The organism is Pararcticibacter amylolyticus (assembly GCF_003130405.1).
Lineage (GTDB): Bacteria > Bacteroidota > Bacteroidia > Sphingobacteriales > Sphingobacteriaceae > Arcticibacter > Arcticibacter amylolyticus.
Genome location: NZ_QEAS01000018.1, coordinates 94,377 through 115,904, shown reverse-complemented (window position 1 = coordinate 115,904; position 21,528 = coordinate 94,377). Strand labels below are relative to the sequence as shown.

Annotated in this window: 20 protein-coding genes; 16 read left to right on the top strand and 4 right to left on the bottom strand. The window is 45.6% G+C overall.

Annotated elements, in window-relative coordinates; all coding sequences use genetic code 11:
• The 6 genes from ccoO to DDR33_RS19470 form a co-directional block, all read left to right on the top strand.
• Positions 1–612: cytochrome-c oxidase, cbb3-type subunit II (ccoO, locus tag DDR33_RS26765; RefSeq protein ID WP_238387870.1), on the top strand; the 612-nt coding region annotated here is incomplete at its 5' end.
• A 37-nt stretch (positions 613–649) separates the two neighbouring features.
• Complete coding sequence (locus DDR33_RS26495; protein WP_202913795.1) at positions 650–817, top strand: hypothetical protein; 168 nt, start codon at positions 650–652, stop codon at positions 815–817.
• 4 nt (positions 818–821) lie between these two features.
• The gene (locus DDR33_RS19485) at positions 822–1,712 is read left to right on the top strand and encodes a cbb3-type cytochrome c oxidase N-terminal domain-containing protein (protein ID WP_109417494.1); all 891 of its coding nucleotides are present in this window, start codon (positions 822–824) and stop codon (positions 1,710–1,712) included.
• 92 nt (positions 1,713–1,804) lie between these two features.
• A complete protein-coding gene (ccoG, locus tag DDR33_RS19480) occupies positions 1,805–3,208 on the top strand; it encodes a cytochrome c oxidase accessory protein CcoG (protein WP_109417469.1) in 1,404 nt (467 codons plus the stop codon).
• A gap of 3 nt (positions 3,209–3,211) precedes the next feature.
• Positions 3,212–3,637 (top strand): FixH family protein, encoded by a 426-nt coding sequence (locus DDR33_RS19475; protein ID WP_109417468.1) that lies wholly within the window; start codon positions 3,212–3,214, stop codon positions 3,635–3,637.
• Entirely contained in the window at positions 3,634–4,317 is a 684-nt protein-coding gene (locus DDR33_RS19470; RefSeq protein WP_109417467.1) for a sulfite exporter TauE/SafE family protein, read from the top strand. The genes DDR33_RS19475 and DDR33_RS19470 overlap by 4 nt, the downstream gene beginning before the upstream one ends.
• Positions 4,318–4,328: 11 nt before the next feature.
• On the opposite strand, the gene hemN is transcribed toward DDR33_RS19470, so the two are convergent.
• From hemN to DDR33_RS19450, 4 genes are all read right to left on the bottom strand, one after another.
• Complete coding sequence (gene hemN, locus DDR33_RS19465) at positions 4,329–5,693, bottom strand: oxygen-independent coproporphyrinogen III oxidase (protein WP_202913794.1); 1,365 nt, start codon at positions 5,691–5,693, stop codon at positions 4,329–4,331.
• Complete coding sequence (locus tag DDR33_RS19460) at positions 5,690–6,166, bottom strand: Rossmann-fold NAD(P)-binding domain-containing protein (protein WP_109417466.1); 477 nt, start codon at positions 6,164–6,166, stop codon at positions 5,690–5,692. Before DDR33_RS19460 ends, hemN begins: the two co-directional genes overlap by 4 nt.
• A gap of 82 nt (positions 6,167–6,248) precedes the next feature.
• Complete coding sequence (locus DDR33_RS19455; RefSeq protein WP_109417465.1) at positions 6,249–7,301, bottom strand: response regulator; 1,053 nt, start codon at positions 7,299–7,301, stop codon at positions 6,249–6,251.
• The gene (locus tag DDR33_RS19450) at positions 7,273–8,484 is read right to left on the bottom strand and encodes a PAS domain-containing sensor histidine kinase (protein WP_109417464.1); all 1,212 of its coding nucleotides are present in this window, start codon (positions 8,482–8,484) and stop codon (positions 7,273–7,275) included. The genes DDR33_RS19455 and DDR33_RS19450 overlap by 29 nt, the downstream gene beginning before the upstream one ends.
• A 146-nt stretch (positions 8,485–8,630) precedes the next feature.
• On the opposite strand from DDR33_RS19450, the gene DDR33_RS19445 reads away from it, so the two are divergent.
• From DDR33_RS19445 to DDR33_RS19400, 10 genes are all read left to right on the top strand, one after another.
• Complete coding sequence (locus DDR33_RS19445; RefSeq protein WP_109417463.1) at positions 8,631–9,056, top strand: HYC_CC_PP family protein; 426 nt, start codon at positions 8,631–8,633, stop codon at positions 9,054–9,056.
• Between the two features lie 120 nt (positions 9,057–9,176).
• Entirely contained in the window at positions 9,177–10,478 is a 1,302-nt protein-coding gene (locus tag DDR33_RS19440; protein WP_109417462.1) for an efflux RND transporter permease subunit, read from the top strand.
• On the top strand, positions 10,468–12,414 hold the full coding sequence (locus DDR33_RS19435; RefSeq protein ID WP_109417492.1) for an efflux RND transporter permease subunit: 1,947 nt from the start codon (positions 10,468–10,470) through the stop codon (positions 12,412–12,414). Before DDR33_RS19440 ends, DDR33_RS19435 begins: the two co-directional genes overlap by 11 nt.
• Positions 12,401–13,651 (top strand): TolC family protein, encoded by a 1,251-nt coding sequence (locus DDR33_RS19430; protein WP_238387869.1) that lies wholly within the window; start codon positions 12,401–12,403, stop codon positions 13,649–13,651. Before DDR33_RS19435 ends, DDR33_RS19430 begins: the two co-directional genes overlap by 14 nt.
• A complete protein-coding gene (locus DDR33_RS19425; protein ID WP_109417461.1) occupies positions 13,629–14,903 on the top strand; it encodes an efflux RND transporter periplasmic adaptor subunit in 1,275 nt (424 codons plus the stop codon). Before DDR33_RS19430 ends, DDR33_RS19425 begins: the two co-directional genes overlap by 23 nt.
• Before the next feature lie 40 nt (positions 14,904–14,943).
• On the top strand, positions 14,944–16,122 hold the full coding sequence (locus DDR33_RS19420; RefSeq protein WP_109417460.1) for an efflux RND transporter periplasmic adaptor subunit: 1,179 nt from the start codon (positions 14,944–14,946) through the stop codon (positions 16,120–16,122).
• Positions 16,123–16,208: 86 nt separating this feature from the next.
• Complete coding sequence (locus tag DDR33_RS19415) at positions 16,209–16,754, top strand: DUF3347 domain-containing protein (RefSeq protein ID WP_109417459.1); 546 nt, start codon at positions 16,209–16,211, stop codon at positions 16,752–16,754.
• 207 nt (positions 16,755–16,961) lie between these two features.
• The gene (gene rhaT / locus DDR33_RS19410; RefSeq protein WP_109417490.1) at positions 16,962–18,038 is read left to right on the top strand and encodes an L-rhamnose/proton symporter RhaT; all 1,077 of its coding nucleotides are present in this window, start codon (positions 16,962–16,964) and stop codon (positions 18,036–18,038) included.
• Positions 18,039–18,057: 19 nt separating this feature from the next.
• On the top strand, positions 18,058–20,175 hold the full coding sequence (locus tag DDR33_RS19405; protein ID WP_109417458.1) for a bifunctional aldolase/short-chain dehydrogenase: 2,118 nt from the start codon (positions 18,058–18,060) through the stop codon (positions 20,173–20,175).
• Between the two features lie 75 nt (positions 20,176–20,250).
• Positions 20,251–21,525 carry a TIM barrel protein gene (locus DDR33_RS19400; RefSeq protein WP_109417457.1) on the top strand — a complete coding sequence of 425 codons (1,275 nt, stop codon included), beginning with the start codon at positions 20,251–20,253 and terminating at the stop codon, positions 21,523–21,525.
• Positions 21,526–21,528: the final 3 nt, after the last annotated feature.

Below are 21,528 nucleotides of genomic sequence, written 5' to 3'. Positions count from 1 at the left end.
CCAACATTCATGGTATCTTCCAATGTTCCCACTATCGCCAGTGTGAAACCGTATACCCCTCTTGAATTACAGGGCCGCGATTTGTACATCCGGGAAGGATGTGTGAACTGCCATTCTCAGATGGTCCGTCCTTTCAGATCAGAAACGGAGCGTTATGGAGAGTATAGTAAAGCTGGTGAATATGTTTATGACCATCCGTTCCTGTGGGGATCTAAGCGTACCGGGCCTGATTTGCACAGAGAAGGCGGAAAATACTCCAACGCATGGCATTTTAACCATATGTTTGATCCTACCACCATGTCTCCGGGAAGTATCATGCCTCCTTATCCATGGCTGATAGAACAGAAGCTTGACACCACTACAACATCTTCAAAGATTGTTGCGATGCGCAAGCTGGGAGTTCCCTACGAAGAAGGATATGAAAGCGTCGCGAATAGAGATCTGGGCCGTCAGGCAGATGCTATCGCTGAAAATCTGTCGAAGGATAATATAAAGGTGCAAAGCGACAGGGAAATTATAGCGCTCATTTCTTATCTGCAAAGGCTTGGGGTGGATATTAAAGCAAGCAAAACGGCTGCAAATCCAGCAGCGGAAGGGGCAGAAAGACAGTAAGGTGAAGGTTGAACAAGCAAGTTAATCAGAAAAGAAAATGTTTAAGCAATTTTTAGATAAAGTAGAAGGCAGTCAGATTTATCTGATCTCATCACTCGGGATATTCCTTGTATTTTTCATCCTGGTATTTATCATGCTCTTCCTGATGAAAAAGGAGCATATCAAACACATGAGTGAACTTCCGTTAAAAAATGATGAAAACTAATTATATGAAAAAGCTATTGTACCTGTTGATTTTATTACTTCCTGATGTACAGTTATTTGCGCAGGAGGCAGCTCCTGAAGCAAGCAACGCTGCTGCACCTTCGGGAAACATTTTGATGGATATAGTAATTGTTGTTTTCATTATTGCGGCACTGGTTCTTCTGGCGGTATCTCTGGTTTTACTGAAAACGTTTAAGGTGCTGTCTAAGGAACTGCTGAACCCTTCACAGTTGCAGGTGAGAGTTGCCGAGCCCCGCCTGGAATATGAAGAGTGGGCAGCTTTGCAGAAAAGTAAGCCTGGTTTCTGGACAAAACTCCTTGGACTCAAGCCGATATCGCAGGAAAAAGATATTATGCTCGACCATGAGTTTGACGGAATCGCAGAACTGGATAACCCTACACCGGCATGGTTCATGTGGCTGTTTTATGCTACCATCATTTTCGCGGGAGCTTATTTACTCAATTATCATGTTTTCAACTGGGGGAAATTGCAGGATGAGGAATATGTGGTTGAAATGAAAGAAGCAAAAGCAGCCAAGGATGCGTATCTTTCAAAAGCTGCTAATCTGATCGATGAGAATACGGTGAAAGAGAATAAAGATGCAGCAGTAATATCAGCAGGACAAGCATTGTTCAATACAAACTGTGTTGCCTGCCACGGCGATAAGGGACAGGGAGTTGTTGGACCTAATCTGACCGATGAGTACTGGCTGCATGGCGGTAAAATTAACGACGTATTTAAAACAATTAAATACGGAATTCCTGACAAAGGAATGATTTCATGGGAGAAAACTCTTACTCCCAAACAGATATCAGAAATTTCAAACTATATTTTATCCTTAAAGGGGACTAATCCTGCTGGTGCAAAAGCGCCTCAGGGAGAGAAAGAAGGATAAGACCAGGTTGCGGGTTGTAGGTTACGGGTTTGCGGGTATCGTGCCTGCAGTCTTATAAACATACAACCCGCAGCTTTTTTAAATACACTACAATGGGAGAAGCGGGTTCATTCAGGGATCATATCACGACAGTAACCGAAGACGGCAAGAAGAGGAGATGGATGTATCCCAAGCTTATTAAAGGAAAGCTGTATAAATACAGGAATTACTTCGGGTGGTTTCTTCTCACCCTTCTTTTTGCAAGCCCTTTCATTAGGGTTAATGGCGAACAACTGGTGCTGCTCAATATAATCGAACGAAGGTTCGCATTCTTCGGAGTGATATTTTCCCCACAGGATTTTTACCTTTTCGTACTGGGGATGCTCATCCTGATTGTATTTATCTTTTTATTTACAGTTGTCTTCGGCCGGGTATGGTGTGGCTGGGCATGTCCGCAGACTATCTTCATGGAGATGGTGTTCCGGCGGATCGAATACTGGATCGAAGGAGACGCTCAAAAACAGAAAAAGCTGGATGAGTCGCCCCTGACGTTCACCAAGTTCTGGAAAAAGGGGTTTAAGCATTTTATTTTCATAACCATCTCTTTCTTTATATCCAATATTTTTCTCTCTTACATCATAGGCTCGCAGTCATTGATGAAAATCATAAGCGAACCTGTAAGTGAGCACGTTACGGGTTTTATTGCCATATGGGTATTTACCGGGGTGTTTTACCTGGTTTTTTCCAGGATGAGGGAACTGGTATGTATTGTGGTTTGCCCTTATGGCCGTTTGCAGGGTGTTTTGCTCGACAACAATTCAATGGTAGTTGCGTACGACTACAAACGCGGTGAGCCCCGTGGAAAACGTAAGCGCAACGAAGACGTGCTTTCGGCACAAACAAAAGGAGATTGTATCGACTGCGGCCTCTGTGTGCAGGTGTGTCCAACAGGAATAGATATACGCAACGGCACTCAGCTTGAGTGTATCAATTGTACTCTTTGTATCGATGCCTGCGATATGGTTATGGAAAAGATCAACAGGCCCCAACGTCTTATTGGTTTTAAGTCTGAGGATCAGATTGTTACTCAAAAGCCATTTAAGCCGGGGAAGAGACTATATTCTTACGCGGCTGTCCTGGTGATAATGATCACTGTGTTAACGGTTTTGTTGGTGAGACGTACGGATGTGGAGACAACTGTGCTCAGAGCCGGGGGCACATTATATCAATTGCGGGATGACGGGACCGTCAGTAATTTGTATAATGCCGAACTTGTAAATAAGACGAACAGCCCTGTTGATTTTGAACTCAGGGCCGCTGAACCGGGCACCAAGGTGCAGTTTATCCGGCAGGAGAGCAGACTTGAGAAAGCGGGAAGTACAAAAATTACCTTCTTTGTAATCCGGTCCAAAAAATCGATCACCGAGTATAAGTCCGATATAGAGCTGGATATAATTTCAAAGGGAAAGCTTGTAGATAAAGTAAAAACGACGTTTATTGCACCACCTAATTTGTAAGAGATGAACTGGGGAAAGAAATTGGTAATTGCTATGGCTCTGTTTATGAGCTTTATCATAGCATTAAGTGTGAAGATGATCTTAAGTGATAAGGATGATCTTGTTGAGAAAGATTATTATGAAAAGGGATTAAGCTACGATCAGGATTATTCACGGAAGATGAACGTTGAAGCCGATAAAGCAGCCCCATCCATAACACAGGAGGGAGATAGTCTCAATATCCGTTTCAGCAAACCCTCAACCGGTACTTTAAAGTTTATCCATTCGAAGGACAGAAAGTTTGACCGCCTTGTTACGATTAATAGTGGTGCAGGAACAGAGACAGCAGTGTCTTTGAAAGATATTCAGCGGGGAAGCTGGCGCTTAACTTTTGAGTGGAAAAGCGGAGATAAAATGTATATGTACGATAAAGAAATCTTTATACAATGAGCATCTGGGCCCTGGCTTTTTTTACGGGATTGTTTGGCAGTGTGCATTGTATCGGGATGTGCGGGCCTTTAGCATTCGCCGTTCCCTCCAATCACTCTAACAGATGGCTTGTATTACTGGATAAGCTGATGTATCAGGTAGGACGGGTAATGTCGTATGTGATTTTAGGCCTGGTCACCGGATTTATAGGAAAACAGCTGTGGATGTCGGGGCTTCAGCAGTCTTTGAGCATCGTAAGCGGGATACTTATCCTGATGGCTGCATTCTCCCGGCTTTTCAAAAGAGTGATCGTTACCCGGTCTTCATCTGTCTTCCTGAAGCCTTTTAACAGGCTCTTCGGGTACGCTTTGCAACACCGTGCCAATCATCTCATCATTGGATCTCTCAACGGATTGCTGCCATGCGGGTTTGTTTACATCGGCCTGGCAGGAGCCATTAACACCGGAAGCACCGGCAACGCAGCAGCCTACATGTTGTTCTTTGGGCTAGGAACTATCCCTCTTATGCTTGCTGCAACGTTTAGCATGGGCGTTGCTACCCCCGCACTGAGAAGGCGTATAAATAAGTTCGTCCCTGTTTTGATGATTTGCCTGGGCTTTTGGTTTGTAATGAAAGGCCTCACTTTAAATATCCCCTATCTGAGCCCCGCTAAAGAGAACAGTTCGGTAATTTGTAAATAGCTATCCCAATATTACTCCGCCATACTGAACATTGTCGTCGTTGGCTGATTCGCCCAAAGTCTTGCGTCAAGTGCCATACAGATGTTCCGCAGGAAGCGTTTTCCCTGGTGTGTTACCTTCAGTTGATCCTTGTACAATTCTACAAGCCCGTCTTCAGATAAGGTCTTCAATCGTTCAATCCCTTCTTTGAGTGACTCACATTGCCGGGAAGGATCAGACCATGACGTTTCTCCCTGACACATAATATTAAGGATATGCTTCCGGATGATCAGGTCTTCCTCTGTCAGAAAATGTCCCTTAAAAACAGCAAGTTTATCCTCGTTGATAAGCTGGATGTAGTCCTCTACCTTTTTTACATTCTGACCAAAGGCAAACCATGTATCGCTGATAGATGAGACACCAAGGCCGATCATCAGTTGTGTATATTGGTGAGTGTAGCCCATGAAATTCCGGTGGAGGGAGCCGTTTATCTCAGCCTGGTAAAGGCTGTCGCTTTTAAGCGAGAAATGATCCATGCCGATCTCTTCATAGCCGTCTGCTGTAAGCATTGACCTGCCAAGCTCATAAAGCTGTCTCTTAATCTCGAGAGATGGAAGATCTTTTTCAGTGTACCTGCGTTGCCCTGGCTTAATCCATGGCACATGTGCATAGCTGTAGAAAGCAATTCTGTCGGGCCTTAAGGTCAGCGTTTGCTGAATGGTTTTTTCCAGCCCTTCGGGCGATTGAACCGGCAACCCGTAAATCAGGTCGTAGTTGACAGACATGTATCCGATTTCTCTTGCGAGATCGGTCACTTTCTTTACCTGCTCGTAGGATTGGATCCTGTTAATGATGAGCTGTACTACTGGATCGAAATCCTGGATGCCCAGGCTCAGTCTGCGAAATCCAAGAGCATATAATGTTCTGAGGTGCTCTTCTGTGGTATTAGCAGGATGTGCTTCGAAACTGAACTCGGCATCCTGATGTACAAGAGAATTCTCAAGTAAACCATCAATAAGCAGTTTCAGATGTTCGGGACTGAAGAATGTAGGAGTTCCTCCTCCCAAATGGATCTCACGGATAAGAGGCTTCTCCGTAAACATCCTGTTATAGATTTCCCATTCCTTCAGCACTGCCCTTATGTAGGGCTCTTCCACGCTGTGATTCCTGGTTATGCGGGTATTACACCCACAATAGGTACAGAGGCTTTCACAATAGGGAAGGTGCACATACAAGCTGATCCCGTCCTTACTGTTACTTTGATTAAAAGAAATCTTCACTGATTCTTTCCAGTTCTCTGCATCAGGAGTGTCCTGGTTCCAGTAAGGAACTGTCGGATAACTCGTGTACCTCGGGGCAGGAACGTGGTACTTATCGATTAATGCTTTTGTTATCATCCCGCATCCGGACTGTTTGTCATTTTGGTAGAAATAATATTGCTGGCGGCTGTGCTCAGGACAGGATCGGCCATCAGGTTCTTGTTTTCCTGCCAGAGATCCAGATTGCTGATAGTACCCGATGCAATCTCATACTGGTGCAGAATAAACTCAGGGCCGGTAACCGGCACATTGGCCGGTACAGCAACTGTCGCTATTTTGATGTTAAATCTTGAAGCAGCAATCCTGTCGACATTAGACGACTCAATTGAGCGGACGGTAATAAACTTTACACCCAAATCGGCAAGCCGCGAAACAATCGCATCAGAAACATAATCGTCTCCTGAAATGATCACAGCCTCTTTTCCTGCCGCATATTCTGCAGTCTCCAGGCCAAGAGCGTTCGATATCAGAGTAATATCATGCTTCTTATGATTGGCTTTTGCCAGTGGTTCTTTTTCAAAAGACCTTATACTGTATGCTACGGCTCTCATTTTTAATAGGATAATAAATACAAATTTAAGAATGAGCCGTTGCGTACCGGTTGAGGAGAGTCAGAGTAAAAAGTGATCTTAATCAATTTTTCATATTTTGAAGCTTCTTTGCATTCAAAATAACGATCTGACTTCCTTTCTTTTCAATTAATCCTTCATCTTTAAAGTCACTCAGCGTTCTGCTTACAGTTTCTGTTGCCATTCCTGCCATTGCTGCCAGGTCATCGCGTGAGATCTTCAGAACACCTCCGTCCGGGTCATTTCCGGCAAGCCTGATCAGCACCTGCGCCATTCTCTTTCTCACAGAATGGTATGCAAGCTGCAGCAGCTGGTCTTCTTTTTCCTTGAGATTATTTGATAGTATCTTAATGAATTCCCTGCCAACTTCAGGATAGTTATTAATAAGCTGTTCAACAGTATCTTTAGGAAGCATGCAAAGGGCTGTATCTTCCACTGCCTCAGCCGATTCATGGTAACTGTCAGTCATTAAAAGTGCATTAACGCCAAAATACTCTTCAGGGCCGTAAATGGCGGTCAGCAATTCTCTGCCATCCTCGCTCAGCTTATATGTTTTCACCCTGCCGTTCAGGATGAGATAGAGACCCGCAGGCTGGTCGCCCTCGTAATAAATGACCTGCTTCTTTTTTATATTCCGTATTTTGCGGTCAGAGATAAGCTTCTGCAGTTCAGCCATCCCGTCGCCGTGACCGATCAGGTTGTCAAGGCTTTCAAGCGATTTACTATAATAGGCCTGCTGTTTTTCCTTTTTTTGGAGGCGGCTTTCTATCGCGTTCAGCAACTCAACATCGTCGAATGGCTTGGTGAGATAATCATCGGCTCCCATTTCCATGCCCTTTCTCATATCTATTCTCTCCGCTTTGGCTGTGAGGAAAATAAACGGGATTGCAGCAGTTTCAGAACTCTTATTCAACAGGTATAAAACTCCGTAACCATCCAGTTCAGGCATCATAATATCGCATAAGATCAGATCCGGATGTTGTTTGGTTGCGATCTCTACCCCCATCTTGCCATTGTCGGCAGTGAGCACCTGGTAGTTTGCAAGCTCTAAGATTTCAGTAGTGCTTTCTCTGATATCGTCGTTGTCCTCAATTATTAGAATGGTTGGTTTTTTCATCTTTTACAAAAGATATAGTAAATTTTGTGCCCTTGTTAATTGTACTTTCAAAGTCTACTTTGCCGTTCATAAGGCCTGCGTAACGTTTCACAATATTTAATCCGAGCCCCGTACCCGGAATGCTCCCGGTGTTGTGTGCCCTGAAGAACGCCTGGAATAAATGTTTCTGGTCTGCAGATGGGATCCCGATCCCATTATCCTTAACGGTAATGATGTATTTATCGTTTGTTATTTCAGTGTTAAATTCAATGAATGTATTTTCTCCTGAATATTTGATAGCGTTAGCTATGAGATTAATGATACAGTTCTTGAGCAGATTCTGATCAAGCGATACCGTGCTTGTGAGCCCGGTATGTTCGTAAATAATATTCTGATTCTGCTTGGTTATAAGCTGCATTTCTTCAGTAATCTCTTCTGATAATTTCACAATATCAAACCTCGTAAAAGTAGGTTCTACCCTGCCAGCCTCCAATTTTTCCAGCGAGAGGAAGTCGTTGAGAATAGCAGTAAGGTTTCCTACAGCGTTCTTAATCTTATTAACGTGCTTGGAAATGTTCTTTGAATCCTCCTGGGCAGCGTATTTTTCAATTAATGAGGCCGAGAGCTGAACAGAGCTGAGGGGAGTCCTGAATTCATGTGAGGCCATCGATACGAAGCGGCTTTTAAGCTGATTGAGTTCCTTCTCCTTTTCGAGGGAGATGCTCACCTCTTCTTTCGCTTCCTGTAGAGCCCTCACTGTTTTTCTGAGAGATAAAGTGCGTTCCTCTACCAGTTCCTCCAGTTGGGCTGCATGGTTCCGGATACGTTCTTCTGCCTCTTTTTCGCGGGTAAGATCGTTGATAAACCCGCAATATATCATCCTGTCAGAATAATTGACCTCACTGACCGCCAGACGAAAGGGAAACCTGCTGCCATCTTTTCTAAGGCCGCTCACCTCTCTTCCAATACCTATGATCCGCCGTTCTCCTGTTTGCTGATATCTTTCAATATAACCATCGTGCCGCTCCCTGTCCGGACTAGGCATTAACATAGAAATATTTCTTCCGATAACTTCTTCAGGAGAATAGCCAAACAATCTGCACGCTGATGGATTAATAGATTCGATCAGTCCCCTGGTGCTGATCGTAATAATTCCGTCAATCGCATTCTCTATAATCGCTTTTAAAAGAGCTGCATCGTTCATTGTTGCTAAAATACCGTAAAACTCGTCAAACTTATGATTTTAATGTGAATCAATGTGATATTGATCACTAATATTGTTACGTGAGTTTGAAAAAAATGTTATAGATCATATTCTTGCATACATAAAATTATCTATTTTTGTATGGCATGCAGTTACTCAGAAGATATATTATTTTAACTCTTACCCTGCTGATCACATTGTCGGCATCGGGAGTGAATGTCTCTGTGCACAGATGCTGCGGCAAAATTAAAAATTTTGCGCTTTTAGGAGACAGCAAAGTTTGCAACATGAGCAAACATTCAACGTCTTTTTCAGGCAAGCATTCTGCTCATTCAACTGTTAATGGAATTCCATGCTGCAATAACCAGAATATAAGGCTGCACAACCAGGTGCAGGCAGCACAGCAAAAAGAGCAATCGGTTGAAAAACATGTTCAACCCTTTCTTTTTTCGTTTGAATTGCTTAAAAGCTGGTTCAGCACAGAGGAACTTCCCGCTGTGAAAATCACTCCCTTTATAACCAAACACCTCAGGGAGCCTCTCACGATACTCCTTCGTCAATTCCGGATCTGATCCTTTTCCGGATGTCGCGGTCGTAAAGATTCTCTTGAATTTTCCGCACATTCCTCAACTTCTCTTAGGGCATCATAGCCCCCACATCTTATAACTTACAACTTATAACTTACAACTTTTATGGTTGAGAAGCTGATTGCATTTTCATTACGCAACAGGTTTCTGGTATTACTGTTCGCAACAGGAATTTTTATTTACGGCATTTATTCCGTCAATACCAGTAAAATTGACGCCATCCCCGACCTTTCAGAAAATCAGGTTATTGTTTTTACTGAATGGATGGGAAGGAGTCCTCAGATTATTGAAGATCAGGTTACCTATCCACTGGTAACTAACCTGCAGGGCATTCCCCAGGTGAAATACGTGAGAGCCAGCTCCATGTTCGGAATGAGCTTTATCTATCTCATCTTTGATGATAATACAGATATATACTGGGCCCGGTCAAGGGTGCTGGAAAGGCTTAACTCGATCGGAAATGTTTTGCCGGCAGGGGTGGTGCCTTCAATGGGGCCTGACGGCACAGGAGTCGGTCACGTGCTCTGGTATAAACTGGATGCACCCGGCATGGATCTGGGAGAGCAGCGGGCCTTACAGGACTGGTATATCAAATTTGCCCTTCAGAATGTGCCCGGCGTGAGTGAGATCGCCTCCTTCGGCGGGTTTCAGAAGCAATATCAGATTGCAGTTGATCCCAACAAGCTCTCTTATTACAAACTGAAGGTTTCGGATATTATGACTGCTGTAAACGCCAATAATAACGAAGCAGGCGGTCGGAAATTCGAAATGAGCGACATCGGGTATATTATCAAAACAACCGGGTACCTTCAGTCTGTGGAGCAGATTGAGAATATCGCTGTCAGGACCGCCAACTCTATCCCCGTTAGGGTCAAAGACGTTGCTACTGTACAGATGGCCGGCGAGAGCCGTCTGGGTATCTTCGACTACAACGGGGAAGGTGAAGCTGTCGGGGGAATAGTAGTCCTCCGCTATGGCGAAAATGCCGACCAGATGATACAACGGGTAAAGGAAAAGATGAAAGAGGTGAGCAAGGGCTTACCGGACGGAGTAAAGTTTAACATCGTCTATGACAGGGGAGAACTTATAGAAGAATCGATCTCCTCCATTAAGCACACCCTGATAGAAGAAATGATCGTCGTTTCACTGATCGTGATCATCTTTCTTTTCCATTGGAGAAGTGCGGTTAGCATCATTATTCAGATCCCGGTTACCATTGCTGCCAGCTTTATTATTCTTAACCTGTTCGATATATCATCAAATATCATGTCGCTGACAGGTATTGCGCTGGCCATTGGAGTGATCGTGGATAATGGGATCATCATGGCAGAAAATTCTTATAAACATCTTGCTCATAGACAGGCAGAGCTAAATGCAGACCAGGAAGGAGGTCAGTATGTTCAGTAAACTGAAAAACTTTTTCCGGCGGAAAAAAGACGCCGGCTACATTAAATTATCCGAAAAGGAAAGGCTCGAAATTATTGAGAGATCCTGTAAACAAGTTTCCAGGGGGGTATTTTATTCCACTGTTATTATCATTACATCCTTTCTGCCGGTGTTTCTTTTAACAGGACAGGAAGGCAAACTTTTCCATCCGCTTGCTTACACCAAAACTTTCATTCTGCTGATTGATGCCCTGCTGGTAGTCACATTAGCGCCGGTAATCATCTCTTTTTTCATGAAAGGGAGGTTCAGAACCGAGAATGAGAATCCCATCAACCGAAAACTGGAGAAATGGTATGAGCCCGTCATCCGTAAATGCATGAAACACAGGAGAACGACTTTAGGGATCAACATTCTGGCTCTCGTTGTAAGCATTCCGCTGCTGCTGAGCATGGGAAGAGAATTTATGCCTCCGCTCGATGAGCAGTCGATCCTGTTTATGCCGGTAACGTTACCTGATGTGTCTAATGCAGAAGCCAAGCGTCTGCTCCAGGTGCAGGATAAGATGATCAGGTCTGTGCCGGAAGTGGATAAGGTGCTCGGTAAAGCGGGAAGAGCTAATACTGCAACTGACAATTCGCCGATCAGTATGATTGAGACCATCATCATGCTGAAACCAAAAGCTCAGTGGCGTCCCGGGATCACCAAAAAAGATATCATCAATGAGCTCGACAGGAAGCTGCAGATCCCGGGAGTAGTAAATGGATGGACTCAACCGATCATTAACCGGATCAACATGCTTTCCACCGGCATCCGTACAGATGTCGGTGTCAAGGTATACGGTCAGGACCTTAAGAAAATAGATCAGGTTTCACATGAGATCCGGTCGTTGCTTTCCAATACCGAAGGCATAAAAGACCTTTACGTAGAACCGGTAACCGGTGGAAAATATCTTGAAATTAATATCAAAAGGGATCAGCTGGAGCGGTATGGACTTACTGTCAACGACATAAACGCAGTGGTGGAAACCGCTGTCGGCGGGGCTCCCTTTGCCAGTACAGTCGAAGGACGCCGGCGTTTCAGCATCCAGTTAAGGCTGGGTGAAGAATATCGCAACAGCCTTGACCGTTTAAAGCGGATCCCACTTACCTCTCCCGATGCCGGTATTGTTCCTTTGTCGGCTGTAGCCGATATCCGTTTTGCCGACGGTCCTCCCATGATCTCATCCGAAAATGCGATCCTTCGCGGGGCCGTGATGTTTAACGTCAGGGACCGTGATCTTGGCACTACTGTGCAGGATGCGATCAATAAGATCAATCATGGACTTAAACTGCCTTCCGGCTATTTTATCGAATGGAGCGGGCAGTATGAGAACATGATCCGGGGCCAGCAAACCCTGATCTACATTCTTCCGGTAGTGCTCTTAATTATTTTCCTTGCACTTTACCTGGCTTTCAAATCTGTCAGGGAAGCATTCCTCAGCCTGGTAACCATTCCGTTTGCCCTCATCGGAGGAGCTTACCTGGTTTATTTCTGGGGAGTAAATCTTTCTGTAGCTGTAGCTGTCGGTTTCATAGCGTTATTTGGTATTGCTGTTGAAACCGGGGTGGTCATGGTGATCTACTTAAATGATGCAATGAGGCAGCTGGTAGAGTTAAAGGGTAACTCCGCGGCGACAATAACAAAGGACGATTTAAGAGAATATGTAATTGCCGGTGCGGCAAAACGGCTCCGGCCTAAAATTATGACAGTATGTGTGGCTTTGTTCGGATTGGTTCCGGTACTATGGTCGGCAGGAGTAGGCAGTGATGTTATGCAGCCTATCGTGCTGCCCATGATAGGAGGAGTGCTCACATCTTCTACGCATATCCTTCTGGTCACCCCGCTCATTTTTTTAATGACAAAAGAATATGAACTGAGAAAGTTCGGAAAACTGGAGGTATACGATGTTAAACATTAAAAATATAATCCTCGCGGCCATCTTCTCGCTGGCTTTACACGTGGTCAGTGCTCAGGAGATCATGAGCCTGGATCAGGTGCTCCGGGCAGTGGACGAAAACAACCCTTCCCTGAAATCCTATGAGCTGCGAAGTAAAAGCCAGGATGCCAGAATTGCGGGTGCAAAAGCCTGGATGGCCCCTATGGCCGGGGTGGGAACATTTATGACACCCTACCCGGGGAGTGAGGTGATGGGAAATGAAAGTAAGGGAGCTTTGATGTTTTCTTTAGAACAGGATATTCCTAACCCGGCCAAAACGCGGTCCAAAAGCCAATATCTGGCATCTCAGTCAAAAATTACCCAGGCAGAAAGAGCAGTAGCCTTTAATGAACTGCGCGCAAGATCAAGACAGTTGTATTTCGATCTGCTCATAGGTTATAAAAAGATCAGGCTGCAGAAAGAAAACCAGGCAATCATGCAGAATATGAAAAAGCTTGCCACCATTCGTTATCCTTACAATCAAGGCGGGCTCAACCAGGTGTTCAAGGCGGAAGGCAGGGAATACGAAGCCGAGAATATGATCCTGATGACAGAAGGTGAGATCCGGTCAAAGAAGGCCGCACTTAATGCGCTGATGGACCGGCCAGTTGACGCTGTTTTAGAACCCGATACAAGCTACAGGGTTGATTTCAATCCCCCTGCCGCGGTTGATTCGGCTTATCTCTCGGCTAATAGAAGCGATATTCTCCAGATGGACCGCACGATCTCCGCGATGCAATTAAATATCGAACAGATGAGAAAAGAGGCGAAGCCCGACTTCCGGCTTAAGTTTGATCATATGAGAAGCTATTCCTCCATGATGCCGTCGCAATTTACGGCCATGGGAATGCTCTCTATCCCGATTGCTCCATGGTCGTCCGGAATGTATAAATCCGAAGTGAAATCCATGAAATTTGAAGTTGATGCCATGCGCAGCCAGAGGGCAGCCATGCTGACAGAAATGGCTGGGATGACCCGGTCAATGGTACTGGAGCTTCAGTCGATGCAGGTAGCATTAAGTAATTACGAGAAGAAGATAATTCCTGTATTAAATAAGAACCTCAGTATTTCAATGCTTTCCTATCAGGAAAACAAGCTGGATCTCAACACTGTCATCGATGCCTGGGAAGCAAAAACGATGGCTCAGATGAATTACCTCGATCAGTTACAGAAGTTTTATCAAATGTTTACGGAATATGAAAAGAATATTGAGAAATAGATGCGGTTTGATCGGTTTCTTCGCTTTTCTCCTTTTCGCCGCCTGCAATCAAAGCCGGGATAAACAGCCTTCGGCCGGTAGTTTAGAAAAAGAGACTGTAGCGGTCTCCGGATATATCCGCGATAGCCTTCAGTATATATTAAAGAGAACAGACGAAGTGGTAGTAGCTTCAGTTAAGACAACACGGCCCCAGAAAGGCGTAAGATATGAGGACAGGGCATTTAAAGGAGTGATAAATTATAACACCCGGAACTCCAGGATAGTTTCCTCCAGATTTAGCGGGCGGATTGAAAAGCTGTATGTGAAGTATAACTATCAGCAGGTGAGAAAAGGACAGAAGTTGATGGAGATTTACAGTCCTGATCTGGCTAACGCACAACAAGAGTTACTTTTCCTGAAGAATAACGGCAATGCTGAATTGATCGATGCTGCGCGCCGGAAGCTTTTGCTGCTTGGAGTTACCGGCAGCCAGATAGATCAGGTGTTAAAATCCGGAAAGGTGAATTATAGGTTCAGCATCTACAGCCCTTATTCTGGCTATATCACGGAAGGTACCAGTCGGGGTGGTTCTTTACCTGCTTCCGGAGGAGGAGCGGCCATGATCACTGCTGCCAAAGAAGAAGAGGGCTCAGGATCTATGGGAGGAATGAACGCGCCTGCTTCTCCATCTGCTTCGCAGGTGCCGCCTGTACCTTCCGGCAGTCCCGTTGTCCTCACCGAAGGAGAATATATATCAACAGGTCAGACCCTCTTTAATATCATGGATAATTCTGATATGTGGGCGGAGTTCTATGTTCCGGAAAGCGAGTCCCGCACATTTAAAAATGGCGCCGCTCTTCAGGTTGGATCGCCCGACATAAAGGAATGGCAGGTGAGCGCGAAGGTAGGCCTGGTGCAGCCCTTTTTTAAGGATGGGACAAATTTTGTACTGGTTAGGGCGACTATTCAGAATGATGCCAAAAGATGGAAAGCCGGCCAGATAGTGGATGTTACAGTTGCTGACAACAAGCGGGCGGGGAACTGGCTCCTCAGGCCCGCAGTGCTTCGCCTGGGCTCCCGTTATGTGGTTTTCATTAAAAAGGGCGGAGTTTTTATTCCGGCCTATGTGAATGTTGCCGCAAAATCAGGCGATTGGTACGATGTAGGGAATAGCTTGCCTGAGGGTACCGAAGTGGCAGAGAATGCCTGGTTTATGGTAGACAGCGAAAGTTTTATCCGTTTAACCGGCGAAAGTCAGTCGCCACAGCCTTGACAGAATAGATTTAAATCAATGATTTCATAATGAACATGCGATGAACAAACTTATTATTATAGCGATCTTGTTTCCCTGGCTTCTTTTCTCCGCCTGCTCGCGGCAAAAGAAGGAGGCAGCGTCCGCTCACACTCACACTTCTTCTGAAAAGTACACGTGTCCTATGCATCCCCAGGTAATTCAGGAGAAACCGGGCCTCTGTCCTATATGCGGGATGGATCTGGTGCCTGTTAAAGCAAACGCTGCGGAGGGAGAGGTTTCTCTAAACAATGAGCAGGTGAGTCTTGCAAATATCAGAACTTTAAAAATAACTGTAGAGGGATTCAGCACAACAAAAGTTTTGAATGCAAAGGTTGTAACAGACCCGGAAGGCTCGGAAGTAGTGTCCAGCCGGTTCGCAGGCAGGGTAGAGAAATTATACGTCAGGGAAACAGGAGTTCCCGTTTCGGTTGGACAGCCTTTGTTCCGGGTATATAGCGAACAACTGCAAACCCTTCAGCAGGACTATTTATTGCAGGTGAAACAATCTGAAGCCTTTCCTCAGGAGCGGATCTACAAGGATTTGAAGAAGGCAGCTGCTTCCAGGTTACATCTGTTGGGTGTCACCGATGTACAGATCCGTGAGCTGGAGCGTGCGAATAAGACATCTCCTGTGATAACAGTATACTCGAAAGCTTCCGGTATAATCAGGGAGCTGAACATCTCGGAGGGTGGTTACGTAACAGAAGGAAGCCCGGTGATCCGGCTTGAAAATTATGGCTCTTTATGGGTAGAGGCCGAGCTTTATCCTTCAGAGGCAACATCAGTGAAAGAGGGGGCTCCGGTTACTGTTACTATAGACGGATATCCTTCGCAGACGTCACGGATTAACTTCATTGCTCCGGAGTTAAATGGTGCGTCGCAGATCGTAACCGCCCGTGCGTCGTTGAAAAATCCCGGGGGGATGTTGCAGCCTGGTATGCAAGCTCAGGTATTCTTGTCCTCTTCTATAAAAGATGCCGCGATGAAATTGCCGCTGGGAGCTGTTATCCGCGAAGAAAAGGGCGCATATGCCTGGGTTAAAAAAGGGCATAATAAATTTGCGATCCGGACCGTGCAAACAGGAGCAGAGGATGATCGGAGTATCCTGGTAACTTCGGGGCTCTCATCAGGGGACGAAGTTGTAGTGAGCGGCGCATACCTTCTCTACAGCGAGTACGTTTTGAAAAAGGGAGTGTAATACGGAATTAAACAAGTGACAGACAATAAATAAATTTTTAAATTTAGCCGGCAGCTTTTGCTGGAAGGCACGTAGCAATAACAATTATGAAAACAAATCCAGTAGTCAAATGCCTTTTATCAGGCAGTTTAGTTTTAGTTTTTACCGCAGTGATGGCATGTTCATCCGGCAACTCGAATCATTCGGATCAGCATGCAGGTCATGAAACCTCATCATCCCAGGTTCCCGCACCCACATTTAAGGATGCAAAAGCAACCGCCGTCTTTGAACACTATCTTCACCTGAAGAATGCTCTTGTTGGTTCAGATGCTAAGGAAGCTCAAAAAGGAGCAGCAGCCCTGCAGACTGCATTAATGAAAGCCGGAAGCACTAAAGGTGCAGAGTTAGCAGGCAAGATTGCAAGCAGCAGCGCCCTCAGTGTGCAGAGAAGCCAGTTCGATCAGCTGAGTGCTGAAGTAGAAAAAGTTGTCAGGGCTGCAAAACTTGCGGGTGGTAAGATTTATAAGCAGCATTGCCCCATGGCCAATGACGGGAAAGGTGGCAACTGGCTTGCTTCAGAATCAACGGTCAAGAATCCTTACTACGGAGACGACATGCTTAATTGCGGAAGCGTTGAAGAAGAGATAAAATAGAATTAAGCCGGCAGCATCAACTGCCGGCTTTTTTTTTGACCACTCCTGCCGGAGACAACAAATATTTTACAATATCTTATCTGGCTTTGATATTCAGGCCCAGCACCTGCCTGCCTTTAATTCATCTAACCTTATCCATGACAGTGCATGACAGATGAAAAAAATCACCTCTTTATATTAGCAAAAAACAACTATTATATTTTCCTAATGCAAGCGATTTTTGGAGTAATTTTTCATTTCATCGGCGGATTTGCGTCGGGCAGTTTCTATATCCCATATAAGAAAGTAAAAGGCTGGGCCTGGGAAAGTTATTGGATCGTGGGAGGAATTTTCTCCTGGCTGATTGTGCCCCCTCTGGCTGCCTTCATTACTATTCCCGGATTTTGGGATATTATCAGGGGAACTAACGGCCATATTCTCTGGCTTACCTATTTCTTCGGCGTTTTATGGGGCATAGGTGGTCTCACATACGGATTGGGAGTGCGTTATTTAGGAGTATCACTGGGGAGTTCTATTATCCTGGGTCTGTGTTCTGTATTCGGTTCCCTCATTCCGTCTATTTATTATGATTTATATCCGCAGGCAGGAAAAGACTCTTTTAGTATGCTAATCTCCAATCAATGGGGACAATGGGTACTGGCCGGCGTGCTGGTCTGCATCATCGGGATCATTATCTGCGGCAAGGCAGGTACCATGAAGGAGAAAGAACTCAGCGCAGGTGCCAAAGGAGAGGGAAATAAGGAATATAATGCGAAACTTGGCCTCACAGTTGCCATTATCTCAGGGGTTTTAAGTGCCTGCTTTAACTTCGGGCTTGAGGCTGGAAAATCGATGGCCGAAACTGCTAATATCTTGTGGAAGGCGGCAAACCCCGGTCAGGGGGAGTTTCTTTTTCAGAACAATGTTACCTACGTGGTTTTATTGTGGGGAGGACTCACGACCAATTTTATATGGTGTATGCTGCTGAATGCAAAGAATAAGACTTTTAGTGATTATACGAATACAAATACCCCGATCCTCAGGAATATCATTTTTTCTGCGCTGGCAGGAACAACCTGGTTTTTGCAGTTCTTTTTCTATGGAATGGGCGAAAGCCGGCTGGGCAACGGGCCAAGTTCGTGGATCCTGCACATGGCGTTTATCATTCTCATTGCCAATATCTGGGGCCTGGTGTTGAAAGAATGGAAGGCGGTTAGCCGCAAGACCTATGGTACCGTCATCGCAGGTATTCTCGTTCTGATATTGTCGGTACTTATTGTGGGATATGGGAACTCCTTAAAGTAATCAAACAAACTCGAAACATATGTCTATTGTAACTAATTTCAAACACGTTAATTATTTATGGAATGAGGCCGACGCCGCCAAACTCGAAGGGGACGAGGTTGCGTTGCTTTTATACCGTTCTAATCTGCTTGGAGCAGATCTGCGCCTGACCAACTACGGAGGTGGTAACACATCCTGCAAGACTATAGAAAAGGATCCTCTGACAGGTGCCGGAACAGAAGTGATGTGGATCAAAGGTTCGGGGGGAGATATCGGGACATTGAAGCGCAGTGGCCTGGCGGGACTTTATGTCGATCGCCTCCGTAATCTTGAACATATTTATAAAGGAATAGAGCAGGAAGATGAGATGGTGGAGCTTTTCAACCATTGTATTTACGATCTGAAATCAAAAGCTCCGTCTATTGACACTCCGCTCCACGGATTCCTTCCCTTTAAGCATATTGATCACCTTCACCCTGATGCAGCAATCGCAATTGCCGCAGCTAAAGACGGCAGGAGGATAACAGAAGAGCTGTTTAACGGTGCAATCGGGTGGGTTGACTGGCAGCGTCCCGGTTTTGATCTTGGCCTTCAGCTGAAGCGATGCCTGGAGGAAAATCCCGGGATCCGGGGCATTATGCTGGGTTCTCACGGCCTGTTTACCTGGGGCGACACAGCGTATGATTGTTATATCAATAGCCTTGAAGTTATAGAAACCTGTGCTGAATTCCTTGAACAGAACTACGGAAAGAAAGGAATGGTGTTCGGCGGCCAGAAACTGCAGTCTCCGGATGCTGAAGTCCGCAGAAAACAGGCTGCAGCTATAGCTCCTGTATTAAGAGGTTTCTGCTCCAGTGAGCGTCACATGGTGGGTCATTTTACCGACGATGTCAGGGTCCTTGAATTTATCAATTCGAATGACCTGGATCGCCTGGCGCCATTGGGTACAAGCTGTCCCGACCATTTCCTGCGGACAAAAATCAGTCCCCTTGTGCTGGACCTTCAGCCCGAAGCGGATCTGACTGATGTGAAATTCCTTAAAGAAAAACTCGCTCCTGCATTCGATGCGTATCGCAGGATGTATACCGGATATTACGAAACCTGCAAACACGACAATAGCCCGGCTATCCGCGACGCCAATCCGGTCGTGATCCTTTACCCCGGAGTAGGGATGTTTACCTTTTCCAAGGATAAGCAAACTGCCAGGGTAGCTGCCGAATTCTATATCAATGCAATTAATGTAATGAAAGGGGCGGAAGCCGTTTCGGAATATACTTCGCTTCCCCGCCAGGAAGCCTTTGATATCGAATACTGGTTACTGGAAGAAGCGAAATTACAGCGCATGCCGAAGCCGAAACCTCTTTCGGGCAGAATAGCACTGGTTACAGGAAGTGCCGGTGGGATAGGAAAGGCAATTGCCAAAAAGTTTATTGAAGAAGGTGCCTGTGTTGTGATCAATGATAATGACTCTGACCGTCTGGAGAAAGCGAAAGTCGAATTTGGCAGCCAATACGGAAAAGATGCTTATGCCGCTGCAGTGCTCGACGTAACAGATACCGGAAAGATAAGCGCCGCCTACAGCGAAGCCACACTGGCTTTCGGTGGTGTCGATATTATCGTGAACTGTGCCGGTTTGTCTATCTCTAAACCAATAGAAGAGCACACAGAAAAAGACTGGGATCTTCTTTACGACGTTCTCGTTAAGGGTCAATTTCTCGTTACTCAGAAGGGTGTTGAAGTAATGCGGAAGCAGGCACTGGGTGGAGATGTGTTGAATATTGTTAGTAAAAACGCGTTGGTGTCCGGGCCTAATAATGCAGGATACGGATCAGCAAAGGCCGCCCAGCTGCATTTAAGCCGCCTGAATGCGGCCGAACTGGGAGGGGATGGAATACGTGTAAATGTAGTCAATCCCGATGCTGTTATTTCCGATAGTAAAATATGGGAAAGCGGCTGGGCAGAAGGACGTGCAAAAGCTTACGGGGTCACCGTAGCCGAGCTTCCGGCCTACTACGCAAAACGTACTTTGCTCAATCAGATCATTCTTCCCGAAGATATAGCCAATGCGTGTTTTACCTTTGTGGGAGGTTTGATGAATAAGTCGACCGGCAATGTGCTGAATGTCGACGGTGGAGTGGCAATGGCTTTTGTCCGTTAAGAAGAAAACTAAAAGCAGGGCCTGATTGACCGGAATTGATTAGTCAGGACCCTAAACCACTATAATTATATAATAATGAGAATCGAGAGGTATCAGATTGATGAACACAATAGCCGTCTGGCTGAAGGACATCAGAGAAAGTTTGAATTTCTGGCACAGGATATATCACGTGCAGAAGAAATCGTACAGAAATTGATCAAATTTCAGATCGCCATACCAAGCTGGGCACTGGGAACCGGAGGAACACGCTTTGGCAGGTTTTCAGGAGGAGGTGAGCCCCGCACTCTGGAGGAAAAGATGGAGGATATAGGCTTACTGCACCAGCTAAACCAGTCAAGCGGAGCAGTTTCACTTCACATTCCCTGGGATATCCCTGAAAATCCAAATGCAATCAAAGCACTGGCTGCTCAATACGGGCTCCGCTTCGATGCGATGAACTCCAATACATTCCAGGACCAGCCCGGACAGCAGCATAGCTATAAATTTGGTTCTATGCAGCATGTGGACAAAGCTGTACGCAAGCAGGCTGTAGATCACAATATTGAAGTGATCAAATACGGTGTTGAACTTGGCTCCGACTCGCTCACAGTATGGTTGTCTGACGGTTCTTGTTTCCCGGGGCAGTTAAGTTTCCGCAGAGCATTTGAAAATACCCTCGAAAGCCTCCATGAAGTTTACTCGGCATTACCCGACAACTGGAAGGTATTTGTAGAATATAAAGCATTTGAACCTAACTTTTATTCCACTACGGTAGGAGACTGGGGACAATCCCTGCTGTATGCCAATAAACTCGGTTCAAAAGCGTACACACTTGTAGATTTGGGTCATCATCTTCCCAATGCCAATATTGAACAGATCGTTTCGTTGCTCCTGATGGAAGGCAAGCTGGGCGGTTTCCATTTCAACGATTCCAAATACGGAGACGATGATCTGACAGCAGGCAGTGTGAAGCCATATCAGCTGTTCCTGATCTTTAATGAGCTTGTAGCTGGTATGGATGCAAAAGGAATGGATCATGCAAGTGGCCTGGGTTGGATGATCGATGCCTCTCACAATGTAAAGGACCCTCTCGAGGATCTTCTTCAGTCAGTAGAAGCCATTATGATGGCCTACGCTCAGGCGCTTCTCGTTGACGCTGCCGCTCTTGAAGCCGCCCGTCAGGAAAATGATGTGGTACGCTGCCAGGAGATCCTGCAAAATGCTTTCCGTACCGACGTAAGACCGCTCGTTGCTGAAGCTCGCCTCCGCAGCAACGCTGCCCTCAACCCCGTACAATTATTCAGAGACCTGAAGGTCAGAGAAAACTTAATCGGAGAAAGAGGCCTGAAAACTGTTGCAACAGGACTGTAAAGA